We start from the raw sequence: 15,403 nt of genomic DNA, 5'->3' as shown, positions 1-15,403 counted from the left end.
GGACAGGTGAATTCAAAGGCGCCATCGAAAACAATTGTCGGTTCATCCGAGTAGATGTAGTGAACAACTCCTTTGGGGAGGATGTTTACTACAATGAGAGGGACAACGTTGTCTACTGTGGCAACGAGGCCTGCAAAGAGCACTACCAAGAAAGGAGCCAAGCCGCCTGATTCTGCACAAGCTGGATTTGTGCTCCTGGACAAAGGAACGCAAATCCGGCACAGAAAATCAATGTTATTTTAATAGATAGGGAAATCCACTGAAAAAAGGAGTGGGTTTTCTTTTTTTTGAAAATAACTCATAAAAAGGATGATTAAGTCACTGTACGAAAGGTAATACATCATTCTGTAGTTATTATTTAATATCTCAGAATCATTTAATTTTTAAGTTGCAACTTGACGTTCTATCTGCTGTGGCATATGATATTTACAAATGTAACTATAAAGAACAAATGTAAATAACCTTTTGTTAAGTGAGGTAGGAGGCAAAATGATGATATCAACTGAGATCCCAGCATCACTAACAACGAAACAAATCCTTGAGCTATATCATCAGATGTGGCTTATCCGTTATTTTGATGAAAAAGTAGATGAATTTTTTGCTCGCGGTGCCATACATGGCACAACTCACTTATGTGTGGGACAAGAAGCGACAGCAGCAGGAGCTTGTTATGTTTTAGACGCCAAAGATAAAATCACCAGTACACACCGGGGTCATGGGCATTGCATCGCCAAAGGTGCAGATGTCAATCGCATGATGGCTGAATTATTCGCCAAAGAAACAGGGTACTGCAAAGGGAAAGGCGGATCTATGCATATCGCAGATGTCGACCAAGGAAACTTGGGGGCAAATGGGATTGTCGGTGGAGGTATCCCAATTGCTGTAGGTGCAGCATTGACGTCTAAAATGAAAGATTTAGGCTATGTAGTATTGTGTTTTTTTGGAGATGGTGCAGCAAATGAAGGAAGTTTTCATGAGGCGCTTAATCTTGCTTCTATTTGGAAGCTGCCAGTTGTTTTTTTCTGTGAAAATAACCAATATGGTATGTCTGGACCAGTGAAAGAAATGGTCAACATTGAAAACATTGGAGATCGGGCAAGTAGTTATGGTATCCCAGGAAGAGTCATCGAAGGTAACGATTTATTTGCTGTGATGGAAGCAACACAAGAGGCTGTTCAAAGAGCAAAGGCAGGAGAAGGGCCGACGTTGATAGAGGCGAAAACATATCGCTGGAAAGGACATTCCAAAAGTGATGCAAAAAAATATCGAACCAAAGAAGAAGAACAATATTGGAGAAAAGAAAAAGACCCGATTTCTCTCCTAGCTGCTCGTATTCTCAGAGATAAACTTGCAACAAAAGACGAATTGGAAGCGCTTCAAATTCAAGCGAAAAAGCAAATTGAAAATGCAGTAGAGTTTGCAGAAAAAAGTCCAGCTCCTTCCCTATCAACACTAGAATTGGACGTATACGCTTAAAGGGGTGAGGAATATGAATACCAAAGATATGACCTTTTCGGAAGCAATCAGAGATGCTATTTCCTTAAAAATGAGAACAGATGAAGATGTATTTATGCTGGGGGAGGATATCGGAGTATATGGGGGAGCATTTGGTGTTTCCCGTGGTTTAATCGAAGAGTTTGGACCAGAACGAATCCGTAACACTCCTATTTCCGAGTCTGGAATAGCTGGTACGGCAGTTGGTTCAGCACTAACTGGGATGCGTCCTATTTTGGAATTGCAGTTTTCCGATTTTATCACGATTGCAACAGACCAGATTATCAATCAGGCAGCTAAAATTCGTTATATGTATGGTGGAAAAGGCAAAGTTCCCATGGTGTTACGAACACCTGGTGGGTCGGGTACGGGAGCTGCTGCACAGCACTCTCAAAGCTTAGAAGCTTGGATGGCTCATATTCCCGGATTGAAAGTAATTCAACCTGCGAGTGCTTACGATGCAAAAGGGCTGCTTATTTCGGCGATTGAAGATGATAATCCAGTTATCTTCTATGAACATAAACTGCTTTATGGAATGAAAGAACCTGTACCAGAAGGTCTTTATCGTATTCCTTTAGGAAAAGCTGAGATTAAAAGAGAAGGAACAGATGTCACCGTTATTGCTACTTCTGTGATGGTGCATAAAGCGTTGGAAGCAGCCAAGTCTTTGGAAGCTGAAGGCATCGATGTGGAGGTGCTTGATCCGCGTACGCTCGTTCCTCTAGATGAAGAATCTATTATTGCATCTGTTAGCAAGACTGGACGTGTTGTCATTGTACATGAGGCAGTAAAACGTGCTGGGTTTGGTGCAGAAATTGCGAGTGTGATTGTGGAAAGTGATGCATTTGATTTCTTGGATGCTCCTATTGAACGCTTAGGAGGAAAAGCAGTACCCATTCCCTATAATCCTGAGCTGGAAAAGCATGCTGTACCTCAAGTTTCAGATATTGTGGAAGCAGTTAAGCGAACACTTCAACGGGGAAAAGAGGTGTAGAAAATGGCCAAGGAAGTGTTTATGCCTAAACTTGGGATGACAATGGAAACGGGTACGATCATGAAATGGCTCGTAGAAGAAGGAGAAGCTGTTACAGCTGGAGACATTATTTTAGAAGTGATGACAAATAAGATCAATATAGAAGTAGAAGCTTATGAGACAGGAACCGTGTTGAAAATCCTCTATGAAGAAGGGGATGAAGTACCTGTCAATCAAGTGATTGCTTATATTGGCGAAAAAGGTGAAAAAGTAGGCGAATCTGCTAGTCCAAAGCCTGAAAGGGCTTCGGAATCTATGGTAGAGAAAGAAGAGCCTCTTGAGATCAAGGAAACCAAAATAGAGCCAAAAAGCGATAAACCACGCGCAACTCCTTCTGCACGAAAACTTGCACGTGAACACGAGATAGCTTTATCTGTTATTTCTGGAACTGGACCAAAAGGACGAATTCATCGAAAAGATGTCGAAACCTATCTCGCTAACCAAGTTTCTGCTTCGGATGTACCAATGAACGATCCATCTACAGAGAAAGTGCCCACATCTACTCCTGCAAAAGCAATCAAAGTGACGGGTATGCGAAAAGTAATTGGTGAGCGTATGCAACAAAGTTTTTCCGAGGCACCGCATGTAACCTTGCATAGTGAAGTGGACATGAGTGAAGCAATGCGTCTACGCCAACAATTGCTGCCAACAATTGAACAGAAAACGGGATTAAGACTTTCTTACACGGAGATTATTCTCAAAGCAGTAGGTGTGACATTGCGGGACCATCCTATGGTGAACGCTACTTTGGTAAAGGATGAAATTCATCTGTCCTCGCAAATTGATATAGGACTAGCAGTCAGTCAACCAAACGGGTTACTTGTACCTGTCATTCGAGAAGTAGATAAATTGGGGCTGACAGATCTTACTGAACAGAGCAAAACAATTGCTCGGGCAGCTCGAGAAGGAAAACTCCATCCGAATCAATTACAAGGCGGTACCTTTACCGTAAGTAATTTAGGAATGTATCGAGTGGATCAATTTACTCCGATTATCAATCTGCCTGAAACTGCTATTTTAGGTGTAGGACAAATAAAAGACCGTCCTGTAGGAGTAGATGGTGAAATTGTATTAAGACCTATGATGGCTCTAAGCCTTTCGTTTGATCACCGGACGATTGATGGAGCCCCAGCGGCTGCCTTTTTAACCCAGTTGGTAGAGACACTGGAAAATCCTGCGCATCTATTGATCTGATGTAAACAGGTCACTAGCAGATATGGTAAGATCAAATTACATTTCCATAGATTTGAAGGTGTTTCCATGATTAACGATGATGAGAAAAAGAAGCTGATTAAAGTTGCCAAAATGTATTATCTAGAAGAATTAACCCAAGCCGTAATAGCCGAAAAAATAGGAGTATCTCGCCCGATTATTTCGAAATTGCTGCAACAAGCAAAAGAAGAAGGCATCGTGAAGATTACGATTTTGGATGATGGATTTGATGTAATCGAACGAGAGCAAAAAATTGCGGCACAGTTTGGCTTAAGGGAAGTTATTATTACTTCCACGGAAAATATGAACCAAGAACAGGCTTTACGAGCTTTGGGGAAGGCGACAGCTAACTATGTAAGTAAATCGCTCAGATCCATTAAAAGGTTGGGTGTGTCATGGGGAAAATCTCTATTTGAGATGGTGAGGGAGTATCCGATTGAGCAGAGGAATGTGGAAGTCATCCCGTTAGTAGGTGGAATGGGTCCAAAAGAAGTGGCATTACATGCGAATCAAATTGCCTATGAGTTTGCCAAAAAAGTGAATGGTCAATCAGAATCATTGTATGCACCTGCAATGGTAGCAACAACTGAGCAAAAAGAAGGGCTTGTCAGTCTCCCGTTTATTTCTAGTGTTTTGGAACAAGGAAAGCAATGTGATATGGCAGTTGTTGGTATAGGAAATCCTTATGAACATTCTACCATGTATGAGATAGGTTATTTAAGTGATGCAGACATTGAAGAACTGAAACAAGCTAAAGTAGTCGGCGATATTAGTTCAAAATATATCTTGGAAAATGGAGAGCTGGCAGCCGTATCTATTAATCAAAGAGGAATTGGCATTGAATTAGAAGACTTAAAGAAAATAGACAAAGTGGTAGGGATAGCAAGCGGAGTTTATAAAGCAAATAGTATTTTAGCTGCATTAAAAGGCGGCTATGTGGATGTTCTAATAACCGATGATGAAACTGCAAACCAGTTGATCGAATCATTTGAAGATAAAAATTAGGTCATGTTCAAAAATTAAGCGTTTTCATTTCTTCTAAGATCCCGTATAATAGTATTTACAAATGTAATTGAACCGAACATTTGCAAAGGGTGATTCTATGGATCAATGGGGAATACTGATTATCTTTTTCGTATGTGCATGGATTCTTCAAGTGATTTTAAGTTATTACCAAAACCGACATTATGGACAAACTATCCGCCAGATGAGTGCAGATCATGATTCAGGATATCTGGGAGTAGGCGTTGTAAAAAAACGATTTGGTATCGGTTCTGTCGTCATACTCGTCTCGGATTTGTCTGGTTCGGTAGTAGATGCAAAAGAACTAACAGGTGTCACAGTCTTTTCTCGCTTTACCTCTAATCTCGAGTTACAGGGGAAGAAAATCGAACAACTCTTTTTTCTTTCTGGCAATGATCATCGTACGAAAGCCATACAAATGGCAGCAGATCAGATTGTGAACAAAAAGAATGAGCAACAGCAAGAAATAACAGATTGAAAAAGGTTTAGGAGATAAATCAACTTGAGGAGGTTTGGTCAGATGGATTTTTTAGTACACCTTGCTAAAGGATTTATTGGGATGTTTCAAGCTGGTGGAGCTCAATTTATGGGGCTAGCAAAAGGAATTTTACCTACCTTGATCTGTTTGATTGTAATTGTAAACGCTTTAATAAAATTTGTAGGGGAAGAACGAATCTACCGTTTCGCTCAGAAAACAACCAAATATGCAATTTTACGTTATACGATTTTCCCTATTTTAGCCGTCTTTTTCCTGACCAATCCAATGTGTTATTCCTTCGGAAAGTTTTTACCAGAGAAACAAAAACCAGCTTTTTATGATGCGGCGGTATCTTTTGTTCATCCGATAACTGGATTGTTCCCTCACGCAAATTCAGCTGAACTTTTTGTTTACCTCGGTATTGCCAGTGGGTTGACGACATTGCATCTCTCCTTGGAACCGTTAGCAGTTCGTTATCTATTAGTCGGGATTATCGTCATCTTGATCCGTGGATTAGTAACGGAATGGATCACGAACATGATGCTAAAACGTCAAAATCAATCTGCTCAAACGACCCAAACAACCACCTAAAATGGAAAGGGGTATATCCAAATGGCTAATTATTCAACAGTAAAAGTGAGTAAGGGAGCAGGTGGTTGGGGGACCGAATTGATCATTCAACCAACTGAACAGAAAAAATATATCGTTTCCGTTACAGGCGGCGGTATACATCCGATCGCACAAAAAATTGCCGAATTAACGGGTGCCGAAGCTGTAGATGGATTTCGAAACTCAATAGATAAGGAAAATATGGCTTGTGTCGTCGTAGATTGTGGAGGTACAGCACGCTGTGGAGTATATCCTAAAATGGGGGTACTGACCATCGATGTTTTACCGGTTTCTCCATCAGGACCTCTGGCTTCCTTTATCAACGAACAAAATTTTGTCTCTGGTGTAACCGGACAAAATATCACTTTGACAGATGATGCTGCTCCGTCCACAACGGTGGAAACGAGAAGCACCAAAGAAATCAAAGAAGATGCGAAGAAAAAGGCAGCTGAAATATATCCACAAAAAACCAATATCTTAGTCAAAATTGGGAGAGCAATGGGAAATGTTGTCGGGGTGTTTTATCAAGCTGGACGTGAAACGATTGATATGGTAATTCGCAATATCTTACCATTCATGGCATTCGTCAGTACCATTATTGGGATCATCACATATACCGGAATTGGTGATTGGATTGCCCATGTGGTAACGCCGTTAGCAGGAAATATTTTCGGGTTGATCATTCTGTCGATTATTTGTGCGATTCCTATCTTATCTCCGATGTTAGGACCCGGAGCAGTTATTGCCCAAGTAGTAGGGGTGCTGATCGGGGTGGAGATCGGAAAAGGGAATATCCCTCCACAACTTGCTTTGCCAGCGCTATTTGCGATCAACCCACAAGTAGGTTGTGATTTTGTTCCAGTTGGATTGACGCTGGGAGAAGCAAAACCAGAAACCATCGAAGTCGGTGTACCAGCAGTTCTGCTCTCCAGACAGTTTACCGGTCCTGTCGCTGTATTAATCGCTTATGTATGTAGTTTCGGATTGTATTAAAAAAGAATGGGCTGGTTTCCGTGAATGATTCCAGCCCTACTATTCCTGTGGCAGGTGAGTTTATGAGTGTACTTTTTGAAGTAACAGCAACCAAAATAGGGGAACTTGTCTCGAAGTTTGCAAAGGAAAAATTACTTATTTTATTTGACGAAAATGCACCTGAAGAACTACACGATATTACTGTATTGCATACAGATCGAAAAAACGCTGGAGAAATCACCTCAAAAGATGTGTTAGTGATCGATGGTCAATCGTTTCAAATTTCATTTGTTGGGGATACAGCCAATAAAACGATACAAGAATTAGGTCATGTCACGATAAAGTTTGATGGTGGACAAGGAGATTTACCCGGAACCATCTGCGTAGAAGACAAGCCCGTTCCAAGTGTACAAATAGGATCGAAGATTCAATTCATACGTCACGACTAAAACTACAACAAATGGGGTCATCTTATGCCAATTTATCATAAACTCGAAGCACTTGGACAAGAAGGAAATTTCATTCGTGTGGGACTTATTGGTGCCGGACAAATGGGCAGAGGTATGATCTCACAAATCGCAGCAATGAAAGGAATGGAAGTCGTCGCAACAGCTGATATCCAGACACAAAATGCTGTGCATGCTTATGAAAATGCAGGATATGCTAGTACTCAAATCGTTCAAACAGAAGAGATCGAGAAAGCAGAGCGAGCGATAGATGCAGGTCAAGTTGTCGTTACTTCCAATATGCAACTCGTATTACAGCTGCCAGCAGTCGATGTGATCGTAGATGCAACAGGGATTCCAAATCTAGGAGCAGAAATTGCTTGGAAATCTATATTGGCGAAAAAGCATATTGTGATGCTGAATGTGGAAACAGATGTCACGGTGGGGCCGCTTCTTCACCAGATGGCACGAGCAGCAGGTGTCGTTTATACAGGAGCTTCTGGTGATGAACCGGCAGCCATCATGGAGCTATATCATTTTGCCAAAACGATCGGTTTCGAGCCTTTGGTTTTGGGCAAGGGGAAAAATAATACGTTAAATCTTGAGGCAAATCCAGACTCTGCAAGAGAGCAAGCTTTAAAAGTAAATATGAATCCTAAAATATTAGCTTCTTTCCAAGACGGAACAAAAACGATGATTGAAATGACAGCTGTAGCAAATGCTACTGGTTTCCTTCCAGATGTACCTGGTATGCATGGACCAGAGGCAACCGTAGATCAATTGACAAAAGTGCTGCGGAAAAAAGAGGAAGGCGGCATCTTGCATTCCTATCAAACGGTAGAATTTGTGAATGGCATCGCACCGGGGGTATTTGTCATCGTTACTTCCGAACAGGAAGAAGTACACCGTGAAATGCAATATTTGAAAATGGGCGATGGTCCTAATTATGTCCTTTTTCGACCTTATCACTTAACGAGTTTGGAAACTCCTATCTCCATTGCAAAAGCGTACTTGGATAAAGAGGAATCCATCGTTCCTTATCATGGACTCGTTGCCGAAACTGTCACCGTCGCAAAGAAAGACTTGCGTGCTGGAGAGAGGTTAGATGGATTAGGTGGGTTTACTTCCTATGGTCAGATCATGAATGCGTCAGATGCGAAGAAGACTTATGCGCTTCCCATTGGATTAGCAGATTCTAGTCTCGTTGTCACAAGGGATATAAAAAAAGGGGAAGTCCTCACCTTTGACGATATTGAACAGACCAAAGTTCAAATGATTTGGGAACTGCGGCAATTGATGGAAAGAGATGCGTCTATTCGTAAGGCTTAACTTCTTTGTATGTTGCTGTATAATAAGAGTATTCCTATTTAGAATTGAATGGAGGGATGATAGGTGAGAGAGACACAAGAAACAACCGAATTTTTTTGCATCCGTTGCTCAGATGATACCCCTCATCGGATCACCTATTTTAATAATTCTATTTCCCATATCCATTGCGAGGTTTGTGGACGGAGTGTGGATGTTAAGGTAGATTTAAAACATGAAATCTATGAAGAACTAAAAAACCGGCTCACCACCAAACCGTCCCGAATCATGAAAGAGTACCAAGTCAATCGCGCATATTTTTTGCGGAAAATTCCACGTAGGATGCTCAAGAAGCCATTTCGATTGTACAAAGAAGCCAAAGAAGTAAAGTATTTTATCGGGAAGTATGCGAAGTAGGATAGATATCGTGCACACAATTCTAACCAAGGATTGTGTGTATTTTTTTGGGGAGAGAGATGTTTCTAGTGGAGAGATGTAGAGAGTTGTAAGAAAAAAGCAGCCTAAAACGGGCGGCGAACTGCGACCTTCCACTTGTGTGGAGGTGCAGCCCGCCGTGGCGACCGAGTGGACTAGTGCGTCATGCGTCGGCGGACTCCGTGGTGGAGCCCTGCCCGTCGTTGTCGCTCTGGTGCTCGTTCGCCATCTGGTCCATCACCGTCTGGACGATGTCCTCGAACAGCTTGGGGCCAACGAAGATGGTTCCCCGCCGAGGGACGATCTTGTTCAGGATGTAGTTGATCTCCCTCTGGAGCTTGCCGATCCAGTCGATGTGGATGTCCAGCCGTCCGTCGTGCTCGTTGAGCAAGTGCAGATGGGTGTTCAGCCGGTCGTCCTGTTCGGTGTCCTTCTTCTGCAGGTCCTTGATCAGGGAGAAGTGGGACTTCGGGTCGTAGGGGTTGATGACCTTGTTGACATCCTGACGCAGGTTGTTGATCTGCCACTGCTGCTCTCGCCGCCTGTTGGACTGCCAGATGAGCGCGGCCACCAAGCCGAGGATGATCAGCCCGCCGACCACCCAGATGCCCACTAGCCAGTGAGTTACCGTGTCGAGCCTGTTGGTCAAACACTCCGGCGTCTGGGTGTTGTCGTAGTAGCCGAGGCTGTCGTAGCCCTTGCCGCACTGCATGTCCATGATAGACTCGTCTTTCCGGGTTGGGTGAATGGAACCTTCGTACCCCTATTATAACAAACAAAATTGGAAAAGAATATTGATTTTTTTAGACTCTTATGTATATAAGGAAATTTACTATTTGGCTGAAGGAAATAGGAGATTTTGATTAAATGACTTGTTTTATATGTGAACTTGGGTTTTTAATAAAGAGAAATAAGAGGAGGAAAAGTGGTTTAAACGGGCGGCAGACTGCGCGCTCCCACAGTGTGGAAGTTCACAGCCTGCCGTGGCGCCCGAAGTCAGAGCGTCACTTCGATTCCTCCGTGATGGAGGAGTCGTCGGGGCTCTCCTTGTCGGAGATGTCCCCGGTGTCGCCCTTGGTCTCGGTCGCCGTCTGGCTCCGATCGACACCGTCGATGATGACGTAGTAGACGATCACGTCCAGACCACGTCGCACCGGCGAGCAGAGGTTCTGCGGGCGAAAGAAGAGATCCCGCCGCAGGTTGACGATCCGCCTCTCGAACCGATCGAAGTCCCCTTCCAGTTCGGAGACTCGCTCCTCCAGCCCGCCAGCCCGTACTCCGAGCTCCTCGATGTCATCGAGCTGGAGGTCGAGCTGCTTCTCGTGACTGTGGATGAGCCGATCTTGTCCGTCGATCCGCGACGTCTGGTCCGCGGACGTCTGCCGCAGTTCGCCGATCGCCGCCCACAGGGCACTGTTCTGGGCGTCCTTGGCTCGCAGCTGCTGGAAAAAAGCGTACAGCGCAAGCACCAGGCCGACGATCGCAAGGATGAGGACGATGATCAAGCCCCACTGCATGCTGACCTGCCAGCTCAGGTCGTTGATCTTGTTGCTGAGGTAGTTGAGCCGCTCGTTCTGGATGTAGTTCGTCCAGTCGAGTTTGCGGAGGGTGTCCGTCAACCATGGCCACGGGAACGAGCTGTCGTCCATGTTCGGCCACAGGGAGGGTACGGATTCCATGGTTGGACCTAGCCTTTCTTCGGTGTCGATGCCAGATTGTATTCACATTATAGCAAACAAAATTCAAATATAATAATGAATTCTTATTTGTTGTGTATATAAGAAAGAGGATGGACATCATTGTTTTACAATTAATGGGATTGATTTTGCCAGTAGGGGTTCCCATACCACTTCGGAAAAAACACACGTTTAGTATTCCTATAACTTTAAAGAATTGCATGTTAAGGGGCTTGGAATCTAACATATCTGAATTGTCTAAACATAAAATACAAGCATATAGTAAGATGAACATATGGAATCTAATGAATAACTAGTTTAATTAAAATCGGCTATAGATTTGGAGGTAATACAAAAGATGAAGTCATTTCATATGAAATTACCCCTATTCAATTGTAGTAGGGGCCCCTTTAATATATATGATGATCAGGGAATCAAAATTGGGGACGTGCAACGGTATTCTTCTAATAACATTTTTCAGCGATTAAACATAAACATACTGAAGACAGCTATGAATTGGCTAGGGTCTGATGTACTTACTAGGGGAAAAGAAGAGATAATTGTTAAAGCTGAAGAAAGAAGTTGGAAGAAGGCACAATCGAAAGAAAGACTTACAGAATTGGATGTAACAATAAACAATAAGAACGAATCTTTCAAGGGAGTATGCAAGTTTGGTATTAAAAGTGTTACTTATGAAAGAGATGATTTAACTATTATTATTCGGTATAGCAGTGAATTAAGTAATGAGAATCTTCTTTTTATAGATCAGAGTAAAAAGGAAGTCATCGCTGAAGTAGGGACTACAAAGTTCCGTAACTATACAATTTATCAGTATAGTGAAGGGATCAGTATTTATGAAATTGCCTGTCTATACTTTTTGCTCTTTAGTACTGCAGATAGCATCTATCGTCCCTAGGGATTTGTTTTATCAGGATTAGTCCCGGTATGTGCTAAAGATATGAAGATTGGGTATAAAAAGTAAGTAGTACAAAGAACCGACTCCTTAATGTGTATTTTTCCCGAATTGATACGGTGACTCCAGTAGGTGTTTTTTTATATAACATATCCCTCCATTTCTTGTAGTTGGGGGGATTTCTTTGTTAAATTGGAGGAATAAAGGGAAAGAGGGGGATAAAAACGGCGGCGGACTGCGTGCTCCCACATATGTGGAAGCCGCAGCCCGCCGTGGCGCCGAAGAGGTCATCAGAGATGCTTCGGTTCCTTCTGGTCGGAGGAGCCGTCGGTGGCCTCCAAGCCGGAGTTCTGCTCGGTGCCGTCCTCGACCACCTCCACGTACTCCCGGATGGCCTCCCGGAGCTCCCGGATCTCGTCGCCGAGACCGTGGTGGGTGCCGGAGAGACTGCCGAGCCGGTCACCGACCCCGCTCATGGTGTTGTTGAGACCCTGGAGGGTTCCCGCGATGTCGTTGAGGGCTCCGTGGATCGCCGAGTCCGCCGTCTGGGGCCTGCTGGCTTCCAGAGCGGAGATCCTGTTCTCGAACTCGTTCAGCTTCTCGCGGTCGGTGTACAGCTTGAACACCGCGTAGCCGAGGGCGGCCACGAAGATCACGAGGAGCACCACCAGGATGGCGATGGTGTCGAGCCGGTTGTCGATGCCGTCGAGCCGGCCGTCGATCCACAGGAACTTGTCCGTGAACCACTGGGAGGTGCTGTCCATGAGAGGACCTAACCTTTCGTCGGGTTGACCAGTTTGTACTCAAATTATATCGGAAAAGGTTTATAAAAGCTATTCCATTTAGATAATAAATATTCGTTCGTGTATAAACGATTCTCATCATTTCTTACACACTAGTCACGATGAGAAAAGTTATATATAGCTGGAGATAATAAAAAAACAGTCCTGCAATCAAAACCTTTGCAAGACTGTATCCATTGTTACTGCCTCTCCAAACTACCCTCTTCTTGCTCCATCGTAACCCAGCCCAAACTCGTAATCATATTCCACTGTACATCTGGAATTTGTAATCGCTCTTGATCATTAGGGGACAGAGTTGTTTTGATTTCGCTCTCTCTGCCTTCTTTGACCTTGTTTACCCAATCTGGCTCCAAGAGTAATTCCCGTCCTATCGCTACTAGAAGTACTCCTGTATCCAGTGCGCGTAAAGCATCTTCTGGAGTATACACACCGCCAACTCCAATGATAGGCACTTGATGACCCACACGTTCTTGAATGATCTCCAACCGAGATCTTGTATCTTGCACACCATGACGGGGTGGAGTCCAAAAGTGATTCAAGGAGATATGGAGATAATCAAGTTGTTTCGTAACTAGTATATCGATCATAGACAAACTGTCAGCCATAGTGATACCAGGTGTCGTCGTTTCCTCTGGAGATATCCGGTATCCTACAATAAACGGCCTTTTGGCATGTTGATCAACGGTTTGTTTTACTTCATCGATGATTGCGAGTGCAAATTTCATCCGATTTTCGCGCGTTCCACCCCAGTCATCAGTCCGTTTATTGGCATGAGGAGAGAAAAATTGTTGAATCAGTCCACCATTAGCGCCATGTATTTCTACTCCGTCAAATCCCGCTTTAATCGCTCTTTTTGTCGCCTGACCAAAAGCCTTCACGATTTCAATTATTTCTTTGTCGGCTAATGCACGTGGTATAGGAGCGTCTTCTCTTTCTTCGGGAACATCACTCGCACTTACCACTTCTCCTCCTTCGACCGCGGAAGATTGTCGACCTCCGTGAAAGATTTGCAGAATTGCTTTTGCTCCTTCCTGTTTAATGGTGGCAGCGAGTTTTCGTAAACCGGGAATCATTTCATCACTATGAACTCCTGGTCCCATTGGTATTCCACCATTTCTCATCACATAAGTTCCTGCTGTGATCACTGCACTTACACCGTTTGCACGTCGGGCATAATAGTTTAATTCTTTGTTGGAAATAGAGCCGTCTTCATGGGAAGCCATATGTGTCATAGGAGCCATAATGATTTTATTTTTTAATGTAATGTCTCCTAACGTTACTTGTTCAAAAAGTTTTTTGTAGGATGGATTCATATTCGAATGTTCCTCTCGTGTTTTGATAAATCAATCATAATATCTCCATTCGATAAAAAAAAATATATATTTGTTTATAGATACATTCCTTTGAGTATATGAAAATAAGAAGGGTGATCACTCTTTTACCTTTTTGAAATGAACATGTTACAATGGAATCATCATGTGTGGCATTTGAGAGGAAGTGTAGAAGCATTGTCAAGAAAGTATGATCGATCAAAAGAGCAATTTGAAAAAGTACTCCCCCTTATACCTGGTGGTGTGAATTCACCTGTTCGCGCATTTCGTTCAGTGATGGAGCATCCGATCTTTGCGGAAAGTGGCGCAGGATCAAAGTTAACCGATATCGATGGAAATACATACATAGATTATATTTGTTCTTGGGGACCGCTAATTTTAGGTCACTCTCATCCTGATGTAGCAGCAGCTTTGCACGAAGCAGTGGAGAAAGGGACAAGCTTTGGTGTGCCAACTATGTTAGAGACCGAAATGGCAGAGTTGGTCAGAGAACGTGTGCCGTCAGTGGAAGTGGTGCGGATGGTGAACTCTGGAACAGAAGCGACAATGAGTGCTTTACGATTAGCTCGGGCCTATACAGGTAGGAAAAAAATCCTCAAGTTTGAAGGGAGTTATCATGGACATTCCGATAGTTTGCTGATCAAAGCAGGGTCAGGTGTTGCTACGTTGGGATTGCCAGATAGTCCTGGGGTTTTAGAACATACTGCTCAGCATACGTTGACAGTTGCTTATAACGATCTTGCGAGTGTGGAGCTTGTGTGTGAAGAAGTAGGGGAAGATATTGCAGCTATTATTGTGGAGCCAGTCGCTGGAAATATGGGTGTTGTGCCGCCGCAGCCTGGTTTTCTGGAAGGTCTTCGCAGTTTAACGGAGCAGTATGGGATTGTCTTAATTTTTGATGAGGTGATGACTGGCTTTCGCGTAGATTATCACTCTGCTCAAGGCAGATATGGAATTACTCCGGATTTGACGACAATGGGCAAAGTGATCGGTGGAGGACTACCTGTCGGAGCATATGGGGGAAAAGGGGAGATCATGCAGATGATTGCTCCAGCCGGCACGGTGTATCAAGCAGGAACACTTTCTGGAAATCCCTTAGCAATGGCGGGTGGAATCGCAACTCTAAAACAATTATCTCCACAGTCCTATGAGCAATTAGAACAGTTTGGACAGATGATGGAACAGGGATTGAGACAAAATGCGAAAGAAGCTGGTGTTCCCTATCATATTAATCGAGTGGGATCGATGGTCTGTCTCTTCTTCACAAATGAAAACGTAATAAGTTATGACCAAGCAAAAACAGCAGATACGAACTTGTTTGCAAAGTATTATCGAAACATGTTAGCAGAAGGAGTACTATTGCCGCCTTCTCAATTTGAAGGGATGTTCCTCTCTCTTGCCCATAGTGAGGAAGATATCAACCAAACATTGGAAGCGAATCGCAATGCATTAAAAAATCTATAGAAAAAATACGGTAAAACAGGCTGTTTCTCTTATAGGGACAGCCTGTTTCCCTTTTTGTTATGCTAAATTTATATATTTTCATTATTGATTTATTAAATTGATTATAGTTTAATCATAGATGTGCCTTGAATTTTGAGATTACATACAGGAGGTTAATTGTAAGCGCATACTTTATTGCGCATATATGAAAATTTTATCGTCTTATACGT

Annotated in this window: 17 protein-coding genes; 13 read left to right on the top strand and 4 right to left on the bottom strand. The window is 43.2% G+C overall.

All coding sequences use genetic code 11. From position 1 onward, the window contains the following. Nucleotides 1-93 precede the first annotated feature (93 nt). The 11 genes from AC5WOE_RS14075 to AC5WOE_RS14025 all read left to right on the top strand — a co-directional run bounded on the left by AC5WOE_RS14075 (nucleotide 94) and on the right by AC5WOE_RS14025 (nucleotide 8,989). Nucleotides 94-243: a hypothetical protein gene (locus AC5WOE_RS14075; protein WP_496052843.1), complete on the top strand. Its 150-nt coding sequence runs from the start codon at nucleotides 94-96 to the stop codon at nucleotides 241-243. A gap of 246 nt (nucleotides 244-489) precedes the next feature. Continuing rightward, entirely contained in the window at nucleotides 490-1,476 is a 987-nt protein-coding gene (locus AC5WOE_RS14070) for a thiamine pyrophosphate-dependent dehydrogenase E1 component subunit alpha (protein ID WP_496049195.1), read from the top strand. A gap of 13 nt (nucleotides 1,477-1,489) precedes the next feature. After that, complete coding sequence (locus tag AC5WOE_RS14065) at nucleotides 1,490-2,488, top strand: alpha-ketoacid dehydrogenase subunit beta (protein WP_496049194.1); 999 nt, start codon at nucleotides 1,490-1,492, stop codon at nucleotides 2,486-2,488. 3 nt (nucleotides 2,489-2,491) lie between these two features. Beyond that, nucleotides 2,492-3,721 carry a dihydrolipoamide acetyltransferase family protein gene (locus tag AC5WOE_RS14060; protein WP_496052842.1) on the top strand — a complete coding sequence of 410 codons (1,230 nt, stop codon included), beginning with the start codon at nucleotides 2,492-2,494 and terminating at the stop codon, nucleotides 3,719-3,721. 66 nt (nucleotides 3,722-3,787) lie between these two features. Next, nucleotides 3,788-4,744 carry a sugar-binding transcriptional regulator gene (locus AC5WOE_RS14055; protein ID WP_496052841.1) on the top strand — a complete coding sequence of 319 codons (957 nt, stop codon included), beginning with the start codon at nucleotides 3,788-3,790 and terminating at the stop codon, nucleotides 4,742-4,744. Nucleotides 4,745-4,841: 97 nt separating this feature from the next. Beyond that, nucleotides 4,842-5,240, top strand: coding sequence for a transcriptional regulator GutM (locus AC5WOE_RS14050; protein WP_496049191.1), 399 nt, complete (start codon nucleotides 4,842-4,844; stop codon nucleotides 5,238-5,240). A 42-nt stretch (nucleotides 5,241-5,282) separates the two neighbouring features. After that, nucleotides 5,283-5,831: a PTS glucitol/sorbitol transporter subunit IIC gene (srlA, locus tag AC5WOE_RS14045; protein WP_496049190.1), complete on the top strand. Its 549-nt coding sequence runs from the start codon at nucleotides 5,283-5,285 to the stop codon at nucleotides 5,829-5,831. Between the two features lie 21 nt (nucleotides 5,832-5,852). After that, entirely contained in the window at nucleotides 5,853-6,842 is a 990-nt protein-coding gene (gene srlE / locus AC5WOE_RS14040) for a PTS glucitol/sorbitol transporter subunit IIB (RefSeq protein WP_496052840.1), read from the top strand. A 20-nt stretch (nucleotides 6,843-6,862) separates the two neighbouring features. Then, nucleotides 6,863-7,270, top strand: coding sequence for a PTS glucitol/sorbitol transporter subunit IIA (locus AC5WOE_RS14035; protein WP_496049188.1), 408 nt, complete (start codon nucleotides 6,863-6,865; stop codon nucleotides 7,268-7,270). A gap of 24 nt (nucleotides 7,271-7,294) precedes the next feature. Next, entirely contained in the window at nucleotides 7,295-8,596 is a 1,302-nt protein-coding gene (locus tag AC5WOE_RS14030) for an NAD(P)H-dependent oxidoreductase (RefSeq protein WP_496052839.1), read from the top strand. Between the two features lie 63 nt (nucleotides 8,597-8,659). Beyond that, the gene (locus tag AC5WOE_RS14025) at nucleotides 8,660-8,989 is read left to right on the top strand and encodes a bh protein (protein WP_496049186.1); all 330 of its coding nucleotides are present in this window, start codon (nucleotides 8,660-8,662) and stop codon (nucleotides 8,987-8,989) included. 181 nt (nucleotides 8,990-9,170) lie between these two features. On the opposite strand, the gene AC5WOE_RS14020 is transcribed toward AC5WOE_RS14025, so the two are convergent. Both AC5WOE_RS14020 and AC5WOE_RS14015 read right to left on the bottom strand, forming a co-directional pair. After that, a complete protein-coding gene (locus AC5WOE_RS14020) occupies nucleotides 9,171-9,725 on the bottom strand; it encodes a hypothetical protein (RefSeq protein WP_496052838.1) in 555 nt (184 codons plus the stop codon). A 286-nt stretch (nucleotides 9,726-10,011) separates the two neighbouring features. Further along, nucleotides 10,012-10,656: a hypothetical protein gene (locus AC5WOE_RS14015; RefSeq protein ID WP_496052837.1), complete on the bottom strand. Its 645-nt coding sequence runs from the start codon at nucleotides 10,654-10,656 to the stop codon at nucleotides 10,012-10,014. 538 nt (nucleotides 10,657-11,194) lie between these two features. Here AC5WOE_RS14015 and AC5WOE_RS14010 point away from each other — a divergent pair. After that, nucleotides 11,195-11,599 (top strand): hypothetical protein, encoded by a 405-nt coding sequence (locus tag AC5WOE_RS14010; protein ID WP_496052836.1) that lies wholly within the window; start codon nucleotides 11,195-11,197, stop codon nucleotides 11,597-11,599. Between the two features lie 287 nt (nucleotides 11,600-11,886). On the opposite strand, the gene AC5WOE_RS14005 is transcribed toward AC5WOE_RS14010, so the two are convergent. Next, on the bottom strand, nucleotides 11,887-12,360 hold the full coding sequence (locus AC5WOE_RS14005; protein WP_496049182.1) for a hypothetical protein: 474 nt from the start codon (nucleotides 12,358-12,360) through the stop codon (nucleotides 11,887-11,889). Between the two features lie 218 nt (nucleotides 12,361-12,578). Then, the gene (locus tag AC5WOE_RS14000; protein ID WP_496049181.1) at nucleotides 12,579-13,712 is read right to left on the bottom strand and encodes an NADH-dependent flavin oxidoreductase; all 1,134 of its coding nucleotides are present in this window, start codon (nucleotides 13,710-13,712) and stop codon (nucleotides 12,579-12,581) included. Nucleotides 13,713-13,856: 144 nt separating this feature from the next. Here AC5WOE_RS14000 and hemL point away from each other — a divergent pair, with 144 nt between their 5' ends. Next, nucleotides 13,857-15,194 carry a glutamate-1-semialdehyde 2,1-aminomutase gene (gene hemL / locus AC5WOE_RS13995; RefSeq protein ID WP_496049180.1) on the top strand — a complete coding sequence of 446 codons (1,338 nt, stop codon included), beginning with the start codon at nucleotides 13,857-13,859 and terminating at the stop codon, nucleotides 15,192-15,194. Nucleotides 15,195-15,403 lie beyond the last annotated feature (209 nt).

The organism is Shimazuella sp. NTD248 (genome assembly GCF_059510395.1).
The sequence above is the reverse complement of the archived record's forward strand: the minus strand, read 5'-3'. Positions and strand labels throughout refer to the sequence as shown.

Excerpts from the sequence above, each read along its gene's own strand:
- AC5WOE_RS14065 (WP_496049194.1), top strand. The coding sequence starts at position 1,490 with ATGAATACCAAAGATATGACCTTTTCGGAAGCAATCAGAGATGCTATT.
- AC5WOE_RS14055 (WP_496052841.1), top strand. The coding sequence starts at position 3,788 with ATGATTAACGATGATGAGAAAAAGAAGCTGATTAAAGTTGCCAAAATG.
- AC5WOE_RS14015 (WP_496052837.1), bottom strand. The coding sequence starts at position 10,656 with ATGGACGACAGCTCGTTCCCGTGGCCATGGTTGACGGACACCCTCCGC.
- AC5WOE_RS14020 (WP_496052838.1), bottom strand. The coding sequence starts at position 9,725 with ATGGACATGCAGTGCGGCAAGGGCTACGACAGCCTCGGCTACTACGAC.
- srlE (WP_496052840.1), top strand. The coding sequence starts at position 5,853 with ATGGCTAATTATTCAACAGTAAAAGTGAGTAAGGGAGCAGGTGGTTGG.
- AC5WOE_RS14030 (WP_496052839.1), top strand. The coding sequence starts at position 7,295 with ATGCCAATTTATCATAAACTCGAAGCACTTGGACAAGAAGGAAATTTC.
- AC5WOE_RS14070 (WP_496049195.1), top strand. The coding sequence starts at position 490 with ATGATGATATCAACTGAGATCCCAGCATCACTAACAACGAAACAAATC.
- AC5WOE_RS14005 (WP_496049182.1), bottom strand. The coding sequence starts at position 12,360 with ATGGACAGCACCTCCCAGTGGTTCACGGACAAGTTCCTGTGGATCGAC.
- srlA (WP_496049190.1), top strand. The coding sequence starts at position 5,283 with ATGGATTTTTTAGTACACCTTGCTAAAGGATTTATTGGGATGTTTCAA.
- AC5WOE_RS14010 (WP_496052836.1), top strand. The coding sequence starts at position 11,195 with ATGAATTGGCTAGGGTCTGATGTACTTACTAGGGGAAAAGAAGAGATA.
- AC5WOE_RS14075 (WP_496052843.1), top strand. The coding sequence starts at position 94 with ATGAGAGGGACAACGTTGTCTACTGTGGCAACGAGGCCTGCAAAGAGC.
- AC5WOE_RS14000 (WP_496049181.1), bottom strand. The coding sequence starts at position 13,712 with ATGAATCCATCCTACAAAAAACTTTTTGAACAAGTAACGTTAGGAGAC.
- AC5WOE_RS14050 (WP_496049191.1), top strand. The coding sequence starts at position 4,842 with ATGGATCAATGGGGAATACTGATTATCTTTTTCGTATGTGCATGGATT.
- AC5WOE_RS14060 (WP_496052842.1), top strand. The coding sequence starts at position 2,492 with ATGGCCAAGGAAGTGTTTATGCCTAAACTTGGGATGACAATGGAAACG.
- hemL (WP_496049180.1), top strand. The coding sequence starts at position 13,857 with ATGTTACAATGGAATCATCATGTGTGGCATTTGAGAGGAAGTGTAGAA.